The 18,823-nt window shown below is 62.3% G+C and carries 12 protein-coding genes, 2 tRNA genes, 2 rRNA genes and 1 riboswitch (1 of these 17 cut by a window edge); of the genes, 5 read left to right on the plus strand and 11 right to left on the minus strand.

The features are described from left to right. The 4 genes from SE92_RS19860 to SE92_RS19875 all read right to left on the minus strand — a co-directional run. Positions 1-855 (minus strand): 23S ribosomal RNA (locus SE92_RS19860); it reaches 1,991 nt to the left of the window's first position. 407 nt (positions 856-1,262) lie between these two features. Further along, a tRNA-Ala gene (locus SE92_RS19865) sits at positions 1,263-1,338 on the minus strand. Positions 1,339-1,371: 33 nt separating this feature from the next. Then, positions 1,372-1,448, minus strand: a tRNA-Ile gene (locus SE92_RS19870). Positions 1,449-1,636: 188 nt separating this feature from the next. Continuing rightward, a 16S ribosomal RNA gene (locus SE92_RS19875) occupies positions 1,637-3,125 on the minus strand. Together the 16S and 23S rRNA genes with 2 tRNA genes alongside form the textbook arrangement of a ribosomal RNA operon. A gap of 1,118 nt (positions 3,126-4,243) precedes the next feature. On the opposite strand from SE92_RS19875, the gene SE92_RS19880 reads away from it, so the two are divergent. Continuing rightward, on the plus strand, positions 4,244-6,307 hold the full coding sequence (locus SE92_RS19880; RefSeq protein WP_063197693.1) for a M23 family metallopeptidase: 2,064 nt from the start codon (positions 4,244-4,246) through the stop codon (positions 6,305-6,307). 164 nt (positions 6,308-6,471) lie between these two features. After that, complete coding sequence (locus SE92_RS19885) at positions 6,472-8,091, plus strand: NHL repeat-containing protein (RefSeq protein ID WP_063197694.1); 1,620 nt, start codon at positions 6,472-6,474, stop codon at positions 8,089-8,091. 277 nt (positions 8,092-8,368) lie between these two features. Here the strand turns inward: SE92_RS19885 and SE92_RS35980 are convergent, their stop codons facing one another. The 4 genes from SE92_RS35980 to clpB form a co-directional block, all read right to left on the minus strand. Further along, positions 8,369-8,506, minus strand: a complete 138-nt coding sequence (locus tag SE92_RS35980; protein WP_157095573.1) for a hypothetical protein — start codon at positions 8,504-8,506, stop codon at positions 8,369-8,371. Positions 8,507-8,575: 69 nt separating this feature from the next. Next, positions 8,576-8,746 carry a hypothetical protein gene (locus SE92_RS35985; RefSeq protein WP_157095574.1) on the minus strand — a complete coding sequence of 57 codons (171 nt, stop codon included), beginning with the start codon at positions 8,744-8,746 and terminating at the stop codon, positions 8,576-8,578. Positions 8,747-8,790: 44 nt separating this feature from the next. After that, positions 8,791-9,714 carry a hypothetical protein gene (locus SE92_RS19890; RefSeq protein ID WP_063197696.1) on the minus strand — a complete coding sequence of 308 codons (924 nt, stop codon included), beginning with the start codon at positions 9,712-9,714 and terminating at the stop codon, positions 8,791-8,793. A gap of 306 nt (positions 9,715-10,020) precedes the next feature. Further along, complete coding sequence (gene clpB / locus SE92_RS19895) at positions 10,021-12,660, minus strand: ATP-dependent chaperone ClpB (RefSeq protein ID WP_063197697.1); 2,640 nt, start codon at positions 12,658-12,660, stop codon at positions 10,021-10,023. Between the two features lie 237 nt (positions 12,661-12,897). Between clpB and SE92_RS19900 the strand changes: the two genes are divergently transcribed. Beyond that, entirely contained in the window at positions 12,898-13,686 is a 789-nt protein-coding gene (locus tag SE92_RS19900; protein WP_063197699.1) for an MOSC domain-containing protein, read from the plus strand. A gap of 138 nt (positions 13,687-13,824) precedes the next feature. Here SE92_RS19900 and SE92_RS19905 read toward each other — a convergent pair whose 3' ends face one another. Next, the gene (locus SE92_RS19905) at positions 13,825-14,574 is read right to left on the minus strand and encodes an NlpC/P60 family protein (protein WP_063197701.1); all 750 of its coding nucleotides are present in this window, start codon (positions 14,572-14,574) and stop codon (positions 13,825-13,827) included. Positions 14,575-14,791: 217 nt separating this feature from the next. Between SE92_RS19905 and SE92_RS19910 the strand changes: the two genes are divergently transcribed. Then, the gene (locus SE92_RS19910; RefSeq protein ID WP_063197703.1) at positions 14,792-15,655 is read left to right on the plus strand and encodes an alpha/beta fold hydrolase; all 864 of its coding nucleotides are present in this window, start codon (positions 14,792-14,794) and stop codon (positions 15,653-15,655) included. Between the two features lie 121 nt (positions 15,656-15,776). On the opposite strand, the gene metW is transcribed toward SE92_RS19910, so the two are convergent. Continuing rightward, positions 15,777-16,439 carry a methionine biosynthesis protein MetW gene (metW, locus tag SE92_RS19915; protein WP_063197705.1) on the minus strand — a complete coding sequence of 221 codons (663 nt, stop codon included), beginning with the start codon at positions 16,437-16,439 and terminating at the stop codon, positions 15,777-15,779. Between the two features lie 2 nt (positions 16,440-16,441). After that, entirely contained in the window at positions 16,442-17,644 is a 1,203-nt protein-coding gene (metX, locus tag SE92_RS19920; RefSeq protein WP_063197707.1) for a homoserine O-acetyltransferase MetX, read from the minus strand. An 89-nt stretch (positions 17,645-17,733) separates the two neighbouring features. Further along, positions 17,734-17,813: riboswitch (SAM riboswitch) on the minus strand. Positions 17,814-17,971: 158 nt separating this feature from the next. On the opposite strand from metX, the gene SE92_RS19925 reads away from it, so the two are divergent. Next, positions 17,972-18,820, plus strand: a complete 849-nt coding sequence (locus SE92_RS19925) for a chorismate mutase (protein ID WP_063197709.1) — start codon at positions 17,972-17,974, stop codon at positions 18,818-18,820. Positions 18,821-18,823 lie beyond the last annotated feature (3 nt).

Here is an 18,823-nt window from a genome sequence, read left to right on the forward strand (position 1 = left end):
AACCACAAGTCATCGGAGCCTTTTTCAACAGGCACCCGTTCGGTCCTCCAGTGAGTGTTACCTCACCTTCAACCTGCTCATGGCTAGATCACTAGGTTTCGGGTCTAATACAACGAACTTGACGCCCTATTCAGACTCGCTTTCGCTACGCCTTCGCCTATCGGCTTAAGCTTGCTCGTTAAATTAAGTCGCTGGCCCATAATACAAAAGGTACGATGTCACCCAGAACGTATCTTGGGCTCCATCTGTTTGTAGGTGTCCGGTTTCAGGTCTATTTCACTCCCCTCGTCGGGGTGCTTTTCACCTTTCCCTCACGGTACTGGTTCACTATCGGTCGCTGAGGAGTACTTAGGCTTGGAGGGTGGTCCCCCCATGTTCAGACAGGATTTCACGTGTCCCGCCTTACTCGTGGATACATCATCGCATTACTCGTACGGGGCTATCACCCTCTGAGGCCCAGCTTTCCTGACTGGTTCCGATTGTCTTTGATGTATCACTGGCCTGGTCCGCGTTCGCTCGCCACTACTAACGGAGTCTCTGTTGATGTCCTTTCCTCCAGGTACTTAGATGTTTCAGTTCCCTGGGTTTGCTTGAAACCTCCTATGTATTCAGAAGTCTCATACCTTCTCTTGATAACCGGAAATCCAAAACCTCGCGGTCATGGTCCCGATCATTTCTGGTCGAACACCAAGACACAAGGTCTTGGAGTTCCGGCTATCGAAGGTGGGTTTCCCCATTCGGAAATCCGTGGATCAAAGCTTCTTCGCAGCTCCCCACGGCTTATCGCAGCGTAGCACGTCCTTCATCGCCTCTCAGCGCCAAGGCATCCACCGAACACCCTTAAGGCACTTGATTGCTCTCATTATCAATGTCCACACACTCGGCAGAATGTTGTCTGTACGATTGCCTTGCGGCGCGCACCCTCGATGAATGCTACGTACAGCCGGACATTGACTAGAAAGACCAGCTTGCTTCGTAAGATCGTTCCGATAGCGAGGCGGTCAAGCTTCGCTAAAAGGATCATTTACAACTCGCTTGTCCTTCAAACGCAGCCTTGTGAGCTCCCTTTGAATGACGCACGAGCGCCGAAATGATCCGGAGATAATGAAGTCTCGCGTGGCAATTGCTTGCCCCACGATCCAACTCGGATCGATCTCCTCTTTACGATGTCAGAAATCACGCAGCTTATCGTCTATCCAGACTGATAAGTGCGAAGTGATGTTTCGCGGACGACGGTACAAGATCTCGGTGATCAAACCATCTGGTGGAGCCAGACGGGATCGAACCGACGACCTCATGCTTGCAAAGCACGCGCTCTCCCAGCTGAGCTATGGCCCCGTAACCAGAAGACGAATGCTCACTCGATGAAAGTGGTGGGCCTGGGAAGACTTGAACTTCCGACCTCACGCTTATCAAGCGCGCGCTCTAACCAACTGAGCTACAAGCCCCTAACGCATATCCTGTTAAGGACCAGGGATTCTGCAAGCTTGCAGCCCCAGCGCGTGTTCGTCCGCGAAGAAAGAGAAACGTAGACGGCGAAATCCCGCCAATGCAGCTCAACGATCTGGCGATCTGTTGGCCACTGATGTTTCTAAAACGGTTCGATAGAAGCAAGCTTCTGAAGAACCATCCTTAGAAAGGAGGTGATCCAGCCGCAGGTTCCCCTACGGCTACCTTGTTACGACTTCACCCCAGTCGCTGACCCTACCGTGGCCGGCTGCCTCCCTTGCGGGTTAGCGCACCGTCTTCAGGTAAAACCAACTCCCATGGTGTGACGGGCGGTGTGTACAAGGCCCGGGAACGTATTCACCGTGGCGTGCTGATCCACGATTACTAGCGATTCCAACTTCATGGGCTCGAGTTGCAGAGCCCAATCCGAACTGAGACGGCTTTTTGAGATTTGCGAAGGGTCGCCCCTTAGCATCCCATTGTCACCGCCATTGTAGCACGTGTGTAGCCCAGCCCGTAAGGGCCATGAGGACTTGACGTCATCCCCACCTTCCTCGCGGCTTATCACCGGCAGTCTCCTTAGAGTGCTCAACTAAATGGTAGCAACTAAGGACGGGGGTTGCGCTCGTTGCGGGACTTAACCCAACATCTCACGACACGAGCTGACGACAGCCATGCAGCACCTGTGCTCCAGGCTCCGAAGAGAAGGTCACATCTCTGCGACCGGTCCTGGACATGTCAAGGGCTGGTAAGGTTCTGCGCGTTGCGTCGAATTAAACCACATGCTCCACCGCTTGTGCGGGCCCCCGTCAATTCCTTTGAGTTTTAATCTTGCGACCGTACTCCCCAGGCGGAATGCTTAAAGCGTTAGCTGCGCCACTAGTGAGTAAACCCACTAACGGCTGGCATTCATCGTTTACGGCGTGGACTACCAGGGTATCTAATCCTGTTTGCTCCCCACGCTTTCGTGCCTCAGCGTCAGTATCGGGCCAGTGAGCCGCCTTCGCCACTGGTGTTCTTGCGAATATCTACGAATTTCACCTCTACACTCGCAGTTCCACTCACCTCTCCCGAACTCAAGATCTTCAGTATCAAAGGCAGTTCTGGAGTTGAGCTCCAGGATTTCACCCCTGACTTAAAGACCCGCCTACGCACCCTTTACGCCCAGTGATTCCGAGCAACGCTAGCCCCCTTCGTATTACCGCGGCTGCTGGCACGAAGTTAGCCGGGGCTTATTCTTGCGGTACCGTCATTATCTTCCCGCACAAAAGAGCTTTACAACCCTAGGGCCTTCATCACTCACGCGGCATGGCTGGATCAGGGTTGCCCCCATTGTCCAATATTCCCCACTGCTGCCTCCCGTAGGAGTTTGGGCCGTGTCTCAGTCCCAATGTGGCTGATCATCCTCTCAGACCAGCTACTGATCGTCGCCTTGGTGAGCCATTACCTCACCAACTAGCTAATCAGACGCGGGCCGATCTTTCGGCGATAAATCTTTCCCCGTAAGGGCTTATCCGGTATTAGCACAAGTTTCCCTGTGTTGTTCCGAACCAAAAGGTACGTTCCCACGCGTTACTCACCCGTCTGCCGCTGACGTATTGCTACGCCCGCTCGACTTGCATGTGTTAAGCCTGCCGCCAGCGTTCGCTCTGAGCCAGGATCAAACTCTCAAGTTGGACTTGAACTTTGAACCGGCTGATCACAACGTTTGACGAGGTCCCACCATTTTTCCGACGACCGAAGCCGCCGAGCTGCCCGCGATTCACATCGCTGGCAACGATGGTGTTTCCTTTAAAACGTGTACCGCCGAAGTCTTTCGTCCGGTCCCGATCCAAAAAGCCGAAGCTCTTTAAATGCGAGACCCGCAAGGACTCCGCCGTCCACGTTTCTCTTTCTTCATCTTCACTTGTCAAACAGCCCGAGACCGTGGAGGCCTCAACCTTCCAGAGAGGAAGGGTTCCGACACCCTTACCGACGATGAATGAACTCCAACCGACTTGTGTCGGCTGTTGTGTCACTCAACAAGGTGAGGAGCATCAGTGGCGCGTTCGCTCGCCTTGGTCAGTGACCCGGCGGCGCCGCGCTCAGTGGTTGGGGTTATAGGCCCCACCTTCCGGGCTGTCAACGCCAATCGTCAACAAAACGTCGCACAGTGGATCGCCGCGAAAATTCTAGCGATTCCAGTCGATTAGCAAGACGCAGGACGCGACGTCGGCGCCCGCGCCGCAAAAAATCTGAAAAAAAGTTTGCGCGCCGGCGGGCTCCGGAGAGCGCTCCAGGCCCCCCCTTCCCGGGCCCTTCGCCTCCCCTCTCCCGGCGTCCCCCTTACCTTGGCGCGGCGGATCCAGAAGCGGCCCGGCAATCCCCGGCCAGAGACCCGGCCGGATCAACCGCTCGGCTCGGGCCGAGCTTTGCCCCCCCTTCAGGCCGGGCTTTTACGGCCTGTCATTCAGGAAACTTTTTCCATGACAGGCGCCGTACTTGAGCCACAATCCCGCGGCGTTCTGCTAAGAGACGAGCTTGAATCGCGGGGGTGCCGGTGGGGGCCGCCAGCGGTTTTCATGGGGTCAGAGGAAGGCGATCTTGCAGATGACGCGGCCTTCCCCGGACATTCGAGAGACATCGAGAGAGCTTTTTCCGTCCAGCTGTTCGTAATTTCGGCCGGTCCCGTTCTCGGGACCTTCTGAGCGCGGACGCCTGTGCGGCTTGCATTTTCCGGCGATCCCCCTTCAAGAGGGCAACTGGAGAGGCAGGTTCGAAGCGGGCTTCTTGGGTCGTTGATTGGGGGACTTGAGTGAACCACAGGACGTCACGCGGCGCTTACGGGCGTGAGACCGGGATCATCGATCTCGGCCACGAGCCGCCGCTGTCCGTCGATGGTTCCGAGGCCGCCGTGATCGATCGTCGCCGCGTCTCGGTGCAATGGTTCAGCGGCACGATCCTGACCGGACTCTGCGGCGCAGCCCTGATCGGCGGCGCCGTTTTCGCATCGCTCGACGGCGAGATGACCTTCGCCAAGGTGCCGGAGCGGGTCGAGGGCGCGCTGCGCGGAGCATTCGGCGCGGCCGATCGCGCCGCCACGCTGCACAAGAGCGACCGCCTGCCGCCGCCGAACGAATCCACGGCGTCCCGCAACATCGTGCGCGTTTCCACCGTCGCCCGCGTCGGCAATCGCGACGTGATGCGGGTGCGTCCGTTCGTGCGGATCGCCGGCAATCTGTCGATGACGACCAGCGATCTGTCGGCGAAGATTCCGCCGTTCAACGCTCAGCGCCTGCTCACCGACGTCGGCTCCGATCCGAAGGCGGCAGCGGAAGACCCGAACAATCCGGAAGCCGTCGAGCCCGACGCGGAAGTCTCCTTCGTCACCAAGGACCTGTCGGCGGTGCTGCCGAAGGCCAAGATTTCCGCGGTGGTGGCGCTCGACGACATCCTGATGCGGGTGCGCGACGCCGCCAATTGGCGCGGCAATGGCGGGGTGCGCTACGCCTCGCTCGCCAATGCCACCGCCGACATTTCCGGCGCGACCGGCCCCTCCGACATCAGGACCGCTTACGCCGCCGAAGCCTCGCCGTCCGATCCCTATGCCGGCTTTGAGACGCGCGTGGTGCCGGAAAACGTCACGCTGCTGCCCAAGACCAAGGAGCAGATCACCGGCGGCAATCCCAACGGCGAACGCGTCCATCTGGTCAAGAAGGGCGACAGCGTCGCCGGCGTGCTGCGCGATCTCGGCGCGAACGCCGACGAGATCAAGGCGATCACCGCGACGCTCGGCCCCCGCGGCCGCGACGGCGGCCTCAAGGAAGGCGAGAAGCTTCGCATCCTGATGGCGCCCGCAAGCCCCGGCGCCCGCCTGCAGCCCTACCGCGTCGTCGTCGCCAACGAGACCATGGTCGAGGCGATCGCGGCGCTGTCCGATCTCGGCAAATACGTCGCGGTCGACGTCTCCAGCATGAACACCGTCGCCGACGCTGCGGCCAGCGCCAACAGCGACGACGATGACGACGATGACGGCAGCGGCGTGCGGCTGTACCAGAGCATCTACGAGACCGCGATGCGCAACAAGGTCCCGATGCCGGTCATCGAGGACATGATCAAGATCTACTCCTACGACGTCGATTTCCAGCGCAAGGTGCAGCCGGGCGATTCCTTCGACGTGTTCTACGCCGGTGAAGACGAGGGCACGACGTCGAGCGAAAAGAACGACGTGCTGTTCGCCTCCCTCACAGTCGGCGGCGAGACCAAGAAATACTACCGCTATCAGAGCCCCGACGACGGCGTCGTCGACTACTACGACGAGACCGGCAAGAGCGCGAAGAAGTTCCTGGTCAGGAAGCCGGTCAACAACGCCATCATGCGCTCAGGCTTCGGCGGCCGCCGCCATCCGATCCTCGGCTACGTCAAGATGCACACCGGCGTCGATTGGGCCACCGCCTACGGCACCCCGATCTTCGCCTCCGGCAACGGCCTGATCGAGAAGGTCGGGCCCGAAGGCGGCTACGGCAAATACATCCGCATCAAGCATTCCAACGGCTACGAGACCGCCTACGGCCACATGTCGGCCTTCGCCAAGGGCATGGAAGCGGGCAAGAAGGTGCGCCAGGGCCAGGTGATCGGCTTCGTCGGTTCGACCGGCCAGTCGACCGGCCCCCACGTCCACTACGAGATCCTGGTCAACGGCCGCTTCGTCGACCCGATGCGCGTGAAGCTGCCGCGCGGCCGCTCGCTCGAAGGCCCGATGCTGGCAAGCTTCGAGAAGGAGCGCGACCGGCTCGAGGGCATGATGAGCGGTCGCGGCGGCGCCATCGCCCGCATGTCGGATGCGACCGGCGGCCCGCTGCAGGTCACCAACCGGTAAGTCGGCGACCGGCAATCAATCGATATCGGCCGGACATCTCCCACACAATCCGAATTTCGACGTTGCCGAACCAGGCAGCTTTGCGGCGTCGCTCACAACGTCAAGTTTCGTTTGCCAAAGCGGCGTGAGGAGCGAATACTTTCCAAAAAACGGGAGGTCTCGCCATGAAGAACAGGCTCGCCTGCGCAGCCTTTATCGCTGCGCTTTTCGCCACGTCGAGCGCTTCCGCCGACGGTTGGGACGTGACAAAACTCGTTCCCGGCTCCGCATTCCATGGCGTACACGGGCTCGGCATCGACAAGGCCGGCCGTCTGTTCGCCGGCAGCGTCGCCGGCGCGGCGCTCTACGAGGTCGACATCTCCAGCGGTACCGCCAAGGTTGCAATCCCTTCTCCCGTGGGGATGGCCGACGACATCGCGTTTGCGCCCGACGGCACCATGGCCTGGACCGGATTCCTCGCCGGCGATCTCTATGCGCGCAAGGGCGACGGCCCGATCAAGAAGCTCGCATCCGGCCTTCCCGGCATCAACTCGCTCGCCTTCCGCAAGGACGGCCGGCTCTATGCCACCACCGTTTTCCTCGGCGACACGCTCTATGAGATCGACGTCGAGGGCGTGAAGCCGCCGCGCCAGATCATGGAAAAGATGGGCGGCCTCAACGGCTTCGAGTTCGGCTCCGACGACAAGCTCTACGGTCCGCTCTGGTTCAAGGGCCAGGTCGCACGGGTCGACGTCGACAAGGCCGAGCTGACTGTCGTCGCCGACGGCTTCAAGGTCCCGGCCGCGGTGAACTTCGATTCCAAGGGCAATCTCTTCGTGGTCGACACCGCGCTCGGCCAGTTGGTCCGGGTCGATCCCAAATCGGGCGCCAAGACCATGGTCGCGCAATTGAAGCCGTCGCTGGACAATCTCGCCATCGACGACAAGGACCGCATCTACGTCTCCAACATGGCCGACAACGGCATCCAGGAGGTCGATCCGGCGACCGGCCAGGCCAAGCAGATCATCATCGGCAAGCTCGCGCTGCCGGGCGGCATCGGTGTCACCAGCGAGAACGGCAAGGATACGATCCACATCGCCGACGTGTTCGCCTATCGCACGGTGGATGGCGCGACCGGCGAGGTCACCGAGAAGGCGCGCATGCACGCCGCCGGCACCACGCTCGAATATCCGATGAGCGCGACGGCGAGGGGCAACGACGTGGTGCTGTCGAGCTGGTTTACCGGCACCGTGCAGGTGATCGACGCCAAGACCGGCGCGACGCGCGACATGCTGCACGGCTTCAAGGCGCCGCACGATGCGATCGTGCTCGCTGACGGCACCATTCTGGTGGCCGAGCTCGGCACCAAATCGCTGGTCAAGGTGAGCGGCGAGCACGGCAAGGACCGCACCACCCTGATTGGCGACCTCGAGGGCCCGGTCGGGCTCGTCCGTGGCAAGACCGACGAGGTCTATGTGACCGAAGCCTTTGCAGGCAACGTCTCCCGGATCGACAGCAACGGCGAAAAGACCGTGATCGCCAAGGAACTGAAAATGCCGGAGGGCATCGCGCGCGCTGGCGACGGCACGCTGATCGTGGCGGAAGTCGGCGCCAAGCGGCTGATCGCGATTGCACCGGAGAGCGGCACGGTGACGGAGATCGCTGCCAATCTTCCGATCGGGATGCCGGGCGCGCCCGGCGGATTGCCGACCAATATTCCGACCGGTGTGGCGGTCGGGACGAGCGGCGTGATCTATTTCTCGTCGGACGTGGAGAATGCGATCTACAAGGTCGCGAAAAAATAGGTCCCGGCGCGCATCTATCGGCGACTGGACTTGGCGAGCTGGCCGCGGCTCGTTCTTTTTGGCCTACGCTGGAGGTTGGCGAAGTAACACTACTCGGCCGCCACAATTGCGCGAAGCCACCCTGGACGGGCAGTGCCGTGCCGTCTGCATGGTTGCAGGCGGACCATCCGCCGGCGGTCCGGTGACAATCGGTGTTAGCAGTTTGTCGGTGCCAGCAATTTATGAGAGGCGCCGCCGGGACACGACGGCTTTCGCATGCACGACAGCCGGACCGGACTCACGGCTCAACTGATAACGTCCACTTTCCGTCGTCCTGCTTCTCCAAAGTGACCTTGATCGTGTCATCCTTGTCGAGTGCAGCGAAAGCTTCCTTTTGAGCATCTTCTGCGGATAGGTCCTTCTTCGGCGCGACCACGATTGCCCTCCTGTGATGACTGAAATTCCCGCTTGCTTGCACTCCACGATCTAGAAAATCGACGGCGATCTAGGCGACCGCCTCGTGCGCTGGATCTTGAACGGTGAATTGGCCCTTATAGCCGATAACGTCTTTCTTAATCTCGATCTTGGTCGTCTTGTCGTGCCCCAAGAAGATCTCGATCAGGACTTTCGCGTCCTCCTTGGACTCAATGTCGACCAACGTCGTGGTTTCAGACATCCCGCAACTCCTTGTGACTTGATGTATCCGAAGTCCGATCTGCCCTATTGCATAGGGTCTCCGTTATTGTGAGCACACGCGATCATCTTGCTTCTAGCGGTCAAGTTGTTTTGGCCGATAGCATAGCTGTATGGATTCGGCTTACCGCCACCAATGGTCTTGAAGTTCGCATTGAACAGACAAGTGCTCATGTCGTTAAACCGCTTCGCTTTGAGGTCCTTATCCGCAACGTTCAGATAGGCCAGTACCAGTTTCGTCGTAACCTCTTTTGGCTGGTACGCGCCGCCCTGGACGATCATGGCGGCTTCCTTTTGAAGCGAAGCGTCTTTCGCCGCCTCTCCGGCTTCGGCTGCAGCCTTGATCAAACCTGCGGTGAGCGTCCCTGCACGATAATAATCTTCGAGATCATGCAGTGCGGCCGAGAGTGGGTAAGTGCGGGGCGGAAAATCAACCTTCCTGAAGATGCGCGCGGCGACGATGTCGCGCTTTGCTTCCATCTGGGCCTGCACGATCTGGATCGTCTTGTTTACAAGCAACTCTGAATCATAGAAGCCCCTGCTCGCATTTACACCGCCCGCGAGCGCGCTCAGCGTTCGCACGGTGTTTACCGGTGTGAACACCGCTCCGGCCGTCGTCAAACCCTGCGTAACCAATGCCGTCGTGAAGCCAAACTCGCCCCGTTCCCTCGTCAGCGCGGTCTCGAACTCGGTGAATTCAGCGTCGATGATGTACATTCGGCGAGCGATGTACTCGTTGCGGTAGAACATCCGATCGTTGTCGGTGCTCGCGAACTCGTAGCTGGTTGCGATACCTGGCAGCGCCTCTCGTGCGTTCGCCACCTCTTCCGCGACTGTGTAAATTCGATCGGGCCTTCCCCGGAAGGTTTCGCAACCTGACAGGATTAGGCCGGCCAACACAAAGGCGGCCACAGCCACATACCGTCGACGCAACGCCGCCACGCTACGCATCACACGCCCCCTTAACTCCCCGTTAGGGATTGTGGCGACGATGTGACGAGTTGTTCGAGAAGATTCGCACAGCCAGAGCGCTAAAGCGCTTGCCGTGTTTCATTTGCACAACACTTCCTTTGCGTGCGGTGCGTCAAAATTGTAGATGGCGTGCATATGCCGGGGAGAGTGCACTGCGAAGCTCGCGCGCCCCGGCGAGCGGCGCTCCGCATCCACAATCAGCGAACGAGCCACCCGCAAAAAATCGCCCCGGGGAGGCTGACCTCTCCGGGGCGGTTTGTCGTTTCAGGCTTCGAACAGCCGCGCTCAGTTCAGCTTGCGCTTCGCCGGCGGCGCCTCGAACTGCGCAATCTCGGCGGTCTGTGGCGCCTTGCCGTTGAAGGTCAGCACGTTGCCTTCGGACGAGATCGCGACGCTCTCGCCATCCCTGACGTCGCCGGCCAGGATCATCTCGGCGAGCGGATCCTGGACGTGACGCTGGATCACGCGCTTCAGCGGCCTTGCGCCGTAGGCGGGATCCCATCCCTTCGCGGCCAGCCAGTCGCGGCCGGCTGCATCGAGCGTCAACACGATCTTGCGATCGGTCAAAAGCTTCTGCAGCCGTGCGAACTGGATCTCGACGATCCGGCCCATCTCGCTGCGCTGCAGGCGGTGGAACAGGATGATCTCGTCGACGCGGTTGAGGAATTCGGGGCGGAAATGCCCGCGCACCATTCCCATCACCTGCTCGCGCACGGCCGAGGTGTCCTCGCCCTCCGGCTGGTTCACCAGGAATTCCGAGCCGAGGTTCGAAGTCATGATGATCAGCGTGTTGCGGAAGTCGACGGTGCGGCCCTGGCCGTCGGTCAGGCGGCCGTCGTCGAGCACCTGCAACAGGACGTTGAAGACGTCAGGATGCGCCTTCTCGATCTCGTCGAACAGCACGACCTGGTAAGGCCGGCGCCGCACCGCTTCGGTGAGCGCGCCGCCCTCGTCATAGCCGACATAGCCCGGAGGCGCGCCGATCAGCCGCGAGACCGAGTGCTTCTCCATGTATTCGGACATGTCGAGGCGGACCATCGCGGTCTCGTCGTTGAAGAGGTACTCAGCGAGCGCCTTGGTCAGTTCGGTCTTGCCGACGCCGGTCGGCCCTAAGAACATGAACGAGCCGGTGGGGCGATGCGGGTCCTGCAGGCCTGCGCGCGAGCGGCGCACGGCGGTCGCGACCGCACGCACGGCCTCGGCCTGGCCGACGACACGCTGTCCCAGCTGCTCCTCCATCTTCAGGAGCTTTTCCTTCTCGCCCTCCAGCATCTTGTCGACGGGCACGCCCGTCCATCGCGAGACCACCTGCGCGATATGGTTGGCGGTGACCGCCTCCTCCATCATCTCGCCGGAGCCTTCGCGCGCCTCGATATCCGCAAGCTGCTTCTCCAGCTCGGGGATCCGGCCATAGGCCAGCTCGCCGGCCTTCTGGAATTCGCCGCGCCGCTGCGCATTGGCAAGCTCGACACGCAAGCCGTCGAGTTCGGCCTTCAGCTTCTGGGCATCGGAGAGCTTGTTCTTCTCCGCGCTCCAGCGCGCCGTCAGCGCCGCAGATTTCTCCTCGAGCTCGGCGAGGTCCTTCTCCAGGGTCTGGAGCCGGGACTTGGAGCCGGGATCGCTTTCCTTCTTCAGCGCCTCCTGCTCGATCTTGAGCCGGATGATCTCGCGGTCGAGCGAATCCAGCTCTTCCGGCTTGGAATCGACCTGCATCTTGAGCCGCGCCGCGGCTTCGTCCATCAGGTCGATCGCCTTGTCGGGCAGGAAGCGGTCGGTGATGTAGCGGTTGGACAGCGTCGTGGCGGCCACGAGCGCGGAATCGGTGATCCGCACGCCATGGTGCTGCTCGTACTTGTCCTTGAGACCGCGCAGGATCGAGATGGTGTCCTCGACCGAGGGCTCGCTGACGAAGATCGGCTGGAAACGCCGCGCCAGGGCGGCGTCCTTCTCGACATGCTTCTGATACTCGTCGAGCGTGGTCGCGCCGATGCAGTGCAGCTCGCCGCGGGCGAGCGCCGGCTTCAGCAAATTGGAGGCGTCCATCGCGCCGTCGCCCTTGCCGGCGCCGATCAGCGTGTGCATCTCGTCGATGAACAGGATGAAGGTGCCTTCGCTGCCGGTGACCTCCTGGAGCACGGCCTTCAGCCGCTCCTCGAACTCACCGCGATATTTTGCGCCGGCAATCAGCGCGCCGAGGTCCAGCGACAGCAGCTTCTTGTCCTTCAGGCTCTCCGGCACGTCACCGTTGACGATGCGCAGCGCGAGGCCTTCGGCGATGGCGGTCTTGCCGACGCCGGGCTCACCGATCAGGACGGGATTGTTCTTGGTCCGGCGCGACAGCACCTGGATGGTGCGGCGGATCTCCTCGTCGCGGCCGATGACCGGATCGAGCTTGCCGTCGCGCGCGGCCTGGGTCAGGTCGCGGGCATATTTCTTCAGCGCGTCGTACGCGTTCTCGGCGGTCGCGCTGTCGGCGGTGCGGCCCTTGCGCAGGGCCTCGATCGCCGCGTTGAGGTTTTGCGGGGTGACGCCGCCCTTGTTCAGGATCGTCCCGGCCTCGCTGGACTTCTCCAGCGTCAGCCCGAGCAGAAGCCGCTCGACGGTGACGAAGCTGTCGCCAGCCTTCTCACCGGCCTTTTCGGCGGCATCGAAGGTGCGGGCGAGCTCGGGCGCCAGATAGATCTGTCCGGCGCCGCCGCCGCTGACCTTCGGCACCTTGCCGAGGGCGTCCTCGGTCGCCTTCAGGATTGCGCGGGAATTGCCGCCGGCGCGGTCGATCAGACCGCCGGCCAGCCCCTCGCTGTCGTCGAGAAGCACCTTGAGGAGGTGCAGGGTTGAAAACTGCTGGTGCCCCTCGCGCATCGCGAGCGACTGCGCGGACTGGATGAAGCCCCTGGAGCGTTCGGTATATTTTTCGATATTCATCTTTTCTGTCCCTCGGCCTGCCCTTGGGGCCCCTAAGGCACCCCAAACGGCATCTTCATTGGGTTTCCGATTACCGCATTGACGTTTCTCAACCGGTAACGGTCGTATTTTGCCGACATTGCGCCGGCCTGACGCAGATGTGGGAAGCAAGTCGCGGATGCGAAAGAGGCGCCTTCACAATTTCGTGCGCGGGCGGGCGGGCTTGGCTCCGGCCGGCCGAATCCCTTAAGTAACGGCATGACAGCCAGCCGCTTTGCCGAGATCACCGGCCTCTACCGCTACCCCATCAAGGGCCTGACGCCGGAACGCCTGCCGCGCGCCCCTTTGCGGGTCGGTCAGACCCTACCCGCCGACCGCCGCTACGCCATCGAGAACGGCCCGAGCGGGTTCGATCCGGAAGCGCCCGCATGGAAGCCGAAAATCCAATTTCTGATGCTCGCGCGCAATGAACGGCTGGCGGAACTCGACAGTCGTTTCGACGACGCCACCAATGTGTTGACCATCCGAAAGGACGGCCAAATCGTCGCCAGCGGCGACCTTGAAACCGCGGCCGGGCGCACCGCCATCGAGCGCTATTTCGCGGAGAATTTTCAGCCGGAGCTGAAGGGACCGCCAAAGCTGCTATCCGGCCGTGACCACAGCTTCTCCGACGTCGCCCGCAAGGTCGTGTCCATCATCAATCTGAACAGCGTCCACGCCCTCGAGGCCATGCTGGGCGGCACTGCCGTGCATCCGCTGCGCTTCCGCGCCAATCTCTACGTCAAGGGCTGGGCGGCCTGGTCGGAACTCGATCTCGTCGGCCAGACGCTCGCGGTCGGGCAGGCCCGGCTGAAGGTGGTCAAGCGCATCGTCCGCTGCCCTGCCACCAATGTGGACCCGGTGACGGCGCAGCGCGATCTCGAAATCCCGCCCACGCTGTCGCGCCATCTCGGCCACATGGACTGCGGCATCTATGCCGAGGTGATCGAAGGCGGCGAGATCGGTGTGGGCGATGCGGTCGCGGTGGAAGAGCCGAAGCTGCTGTGAGCCGACGCCGCGGCCGTAGGGTGGATTAGCTGAGCGGCTGCGCGAAGTGCAGTCGCTTAGCGTAATCCACCATGCTTCGTCGATCACCGAGCGAAGTTGGTGGATTGCGCTTCGCTGATCCACCCCACGGCACCTTTCTCAATTCGGCATCACATAGGCATAGATGCGGCCGCGCGAGACCGGCGCTTCGCGGACGCGGTTGCCGTTATTGCCGGAGATCATGATCGGATTGCCCTGCGCGTCGATGCCCGTGATGATGCCGACATGGCCGCCGCGGCGGCCGCGCGACATCACCGCGATGGCGCCGACCTGCGGACCGGAGACGCGCGTGCCGTAATGGGCGAAGGAGTTCGCCATGTCCGAGCCGGTGCCGCGATGACCGGTCTTCTCCAGCACCATGTTCATGAAGCGCGCGCACCACAGGCTGCCGCGCCCGGTCGGATTGCCGCCGACGTAACGGCGCGCTTCCGACACCAGGGAGCCGCCGCCGAAGCCACCACTGCTCGTGGCCTCACTCGCCATGCCGCCGCTCGCGCTCAGCGCCGCTCGACGGCTTGCACGCGTGACCATTCGACCGCCGCCGGTGATGATCGTTCCACCATTGCCGCTCATGGCGACGCCGGGGCTATTGGTGTTCGGATCATAGCTGGCAAACGTGTTGCCGAAACCGCTCGCCTGCAACTGCGCCGCGCTGCGCTCGAAGCGCGAGCTGCGTGCATGATGCCGGTAATGATGATGTCTGGTGTGGTGCACGTAAGCGTGCCGTTCTGCGCTATGACGATGATGAGGCCGCGCTGAGGCCGGAGAAACGAACGCGGCAACCGCCGCAAGGAAAATCGCCAGCGCGACAACACAACGCGACAGGCGGGACGCAAACAACTCAACCATTCTTCATCCTTCGTTGACACCCCCACTTCCGATCGGCCCGTGCAAGCGCCGACATCCGTCTGGCCGTTAAGCCGCCGGATGTGGCGAGAAAAAGACGCGGGCTGCCTGCGAATAGCTGCGATGATTTTGCGCCGACACTGCTTCAATGCTGCCGCATTGCGGACAACAGCATTAACTGCGATCCTGCAAAAGCGGCTTGAAGAGAGGGAAACGGTTAATGCCCCACGCCACGACCAAGGATAACGTCCGCATCTATTTCGAAGAGGCGGGCCAGGGAACGCCGATACTTTTTCTGCACGAATTCGCGGCCGACTACACCAATTGGGAGCCGCAGATGCGCTACTTCTCGCGCGGCCACCGCTGCATCACCTATTCGGCGCGCGGCTATACACCGTCGGACGTGCCCGAGGGCGAGGTCTACAGCTACACGCATTTCTACACCGACGCGCTCGCGGTGCTCGATCATCTCGGGATCGCGCGCGCGCATCTCGTCGGGCTTTCGATGGGCGCCTATTCGTCTCTGCAGATCGGATTGAACGCGCCGCAGCGCGCGCTGTCGATGACGCTGGCCGGCGTCGGCTCCGGCTCCGAGATCGAGAACCTCGATGCCTGGCGCAAGCAATGCCGTGCCAACGCCGAGCAGTTCGAGACGCTGGGCTCGGTGGAAGTCGCAAAGGTCACGCGCGAGGCGCCGAGCCGGATTCCCTTCCTGGTGAAGGACCCGCGCGGCCACGCCGATTTCTACGCCGCGCTGGCGCGGCACGACGCCAAGGGTTCGGCGCGCACGATGCGCGGCTTCCAGGGCGGCCGTCCCTCGATCTTTACGATGACCGACGCGATCGCGAAGGCGACGACGCCGGCGCTGATCATCTGTGGCGACGAAGACGATCCGTGTATCGGTCCGAGCCTGTTCCTGAAGAAGCATCTGCCGGCCGCGGGCCTCGCGATGTTTCCGAAGTCCGGCCACGTGCTCAATCTCGAAGAGCCTGCGCTGTTCAACGAGGCGGTAGAGCGGTTCGTCACGCTGGTGGAAGCCGGCCGCTGGCCGGTGCGCGATCTGCGGTCGGTGGCGGCGCATTAGGCGAAGGCGCTGCCAAACGCTCCGTCTCGTGGCCCGGATGGAGCGGAAGCGTAATCCGGGATTCTCGAGTGCGGCACGACCTGCCCCGGATTGCGCTCCGCTCCATCCGGGCTACTGGAAACTACTTCCCACCGCCGCGGCTAAGAAGAAACACCGCCTGCTCGCCGAACATGTTCCACACCCACCAGGGCAGGTTCAGCGGCACGGGGCGGCCGTAGAGATCGAGCGCGACCGAGCGCTCCATCTTGACGTTGATCTCGTCGCAGAGCTGCACGAAATCCTTGATGGTGCAGAAATGGATGTTGGCGGTATCGTACCAGGTCGCCGGCAGGTTCTCCGTGCGCGGCATGTGGCCGCCGATCAGGAGCTGCAGCCGCATCTTCCAGAAGCCGAAATTCGGGAACGAGACGATGGCGCGGCGGCCGATGCGCAGCAGGTTTTCCAGCACCACCCGCGGCTGCCGCGTTGCCTGCAGCGTCTGCGACAGGATCACGTAGTCGAAGGCGTCGTCGGGATAGTTGATGAGGTCGGTGTCGGCATCGCCCTGCACCACCGCAAGGCCCTTGGCGACGCAGCGGTTGACGCCCTCGCGCGACAGCTCGATGCCGCGGCCGTCGATGCCGCGGGTCTCGAGCAGTTGGAGCAGATCGCCCTCGCCGCAGCCGACGTCGAGCACTTTCGAGCCCGGCTTGACCATGTCGGCGACCAGGACATGGTCGGCGCGATACTCACCGGACGATCTTGTCGTCACGCCGCTCAGCGGCAGCACTTCTTGTACAGACATCGCTAGCCGTCCTTGGCTGTGAGCCCGCGCGCCTTGCCTGCCGATTGCAGGAAGGCGCGGGAGATGTCGAAGAATTCGGGCACGTCGAGCAGGAAGGCGTCATGCCCGCGATCGGTCTCGATCTCGGCGAACGATACCCGCGCGCTCGATGCGTTCAGCGCGTGCACCAGTGCGCGCGATTCCGAGGTCGGAAACAGCCAGTCGCTGGTGAACGAAACCACGCAGAAGCGGGTCTTGATATCGGCGAACGCCTTCGCCAGCACGCCGCCATGGTCGGCGGCGATGTCGAAATAGTCCATCGCGCGCGTCAGGTAGAGATAGGAATTGGCGTCGAAGCGCTCGACGAAGGAGGAGCCCTGGTAGCGCAGATAGGACTCGACCTGGAAATCGGCGTCGAACGAGAAGGTCGGCAGCTCGCGGTCCTGCATGCGCCGACCGAACTTGCGATGCAGCGCCGCGTCCGAGAGATAGGTGATGTGCGCCGCCATCCGCGCCACCGCGAGCCCGCGATGCGGATGGATGCCCTGATCGGCATAGCCGCCGCCGTGCCAATCGGGATCGGCCATCACGGCCTGGCGGCCGAGCTCGTGGAAGGCGATGTTCTGCGCCGAGTGCCGCGTCGCGCAGGCGATCGCCAGCGCGGAGTAGACGCGCGCAGGATAGGCCGCGGTCCATTGCAGCACCTGCATGCCGCCCATCGAGCCGCCGACCACCGCGAACAGCGTGTCGATGCCCAGCCGGTCGATCAGCATCGCCTGTGCGCGCACCATGTCGGGAATGGTGATGACAGGGAAATCCAGGCCCCAGACCTTGCCGGTGGCGGGATTGATCGAAGCCGGCCCGGTCGAGCCCATGCAGCCGCCGATCACGTTGGAGCAGATGATGAAGTAGTTCTTGGGATCGATGGGACGGCCGGGGCCGACCAGCGTCTCCCACCAGCCGGGCTTGCCGGTGACGGGATGCACATTGGCGACATGCTGGTCGCCGGTCAGCGCATGGCAGATCAGGACCGCGTTGGAGCGATCGGCGTTGAGCTCGCCATAGGTCTGGTAGGCGATCTGGAACGGGGTGAGATCGACGCCGCAATCGAGCCGCAGCGGCTGCTCGGTGCCGAAATGCGCGACCTGCGAACTCGGATGATCCACCTCGTGCGACCGCTCATCGGTGCTGATCGCCGGACTCGGAATCGACTTGACGCCACCCATCTGACCATCGACCTCATTTGCGATCAGACTTGAGACCGCAGTGACATCAGGCCATGAAAAACCCGGCCTGAACGATAGGTTCGGCCGGGATCGAAGCGTCCCCGGCCTGTTTAGCGAGTTTTTTAACGTGGCTGCAAGCCGGCCGGCTCAAATGACCACGGAACAGGTAAAATCTACCGGCTTAGGCGGTTTTCGTCAAGCCGCGAGCCGGATCGACCGGATTTGCCCTCCAGGCCGAGGGCCGAAAAGGCCGTCATTTCTCTTTGCTTTCGCCGCCCTGACTGCCTAATCAGAGCATCCCCCAATCGGAACGATCGACAGCCAGATATGTCCCAACGCCCGCCCGCGCCACCATCGCTGCAGGAACTGCGCAAGGAGATCGACGCGATCGACGAGGGCATGCATCGCCTGCTGATGCAGCGCGGCGACATCATCGACCGCCTGATCCAGGTGAAGCAGACCCAGGAGGTCGGCTCCGCGTTCCGCCCGGCGCGCGAGGCCGCCATGATGCGCGAGCTCGTGCAGCGTCATCGCGGCATCCTGCCGCTCGACACGGTCGAGAGCATCTGGCGCGTCATCATCTCGACGTTCACCTACGTGCAGGCGCCGTTCTCCGTGCATGCCGACATCTCGGCCAGCGAGGCGGCGATGCGCGATTCCGTGCGCTTCCATTTCGGCTTCACGGTGCCTTACGTCGCCCATTTCAGCGCGCAGGCCGCGGTCGAGGCGGTGGCGAAATCCAAGGGCGATCTGGCAATGGTCTCGGCCACCTCGAGCCGCACGCCGTGGTGGCTGGAGCTGGAAGCGGTCGGCGCGCCGAAAATCATCGCGCGAATGCCCTTCATCGAGCGTGCCGACCATCCGGCCGCACTGCCGGTGTTCGCGATCTCGCGCGTCGCCGACAGCGCTTTGGTGACCGAGGTCGAGACCTTCAGCGTCCGCGTGTCCGGCTGGAACGCCGAGGTCGCGCGCGCTCTGTCGCCGCTCGCCGAGATCGTGGCCGTGCCGGACACCGCCTTCGACGGCGCGGCACTGCTGGTCTCGGTCACGAGCGCGACCAGCATCGACAAAATCAGGGCTGCCCTGATCGAGGCGGGGGCCTCGGTGCGCTCTGTGGCCCTCGTCGGCAGCCACGCAACGCGCTATACGGTGCCCCCGACCGGGGCGAAATCGTAAACC

It is taken from the genome of Bradyrhizobium sp. AT1 (genome assembly GCF_001590795.1).
Classification (GTDB): domain Bacteria; phylum Pseudomonadota; class Alphaproteobacteria; order Rhizobiales; family Xanthobacteraceae; genus Bradyrhizobium.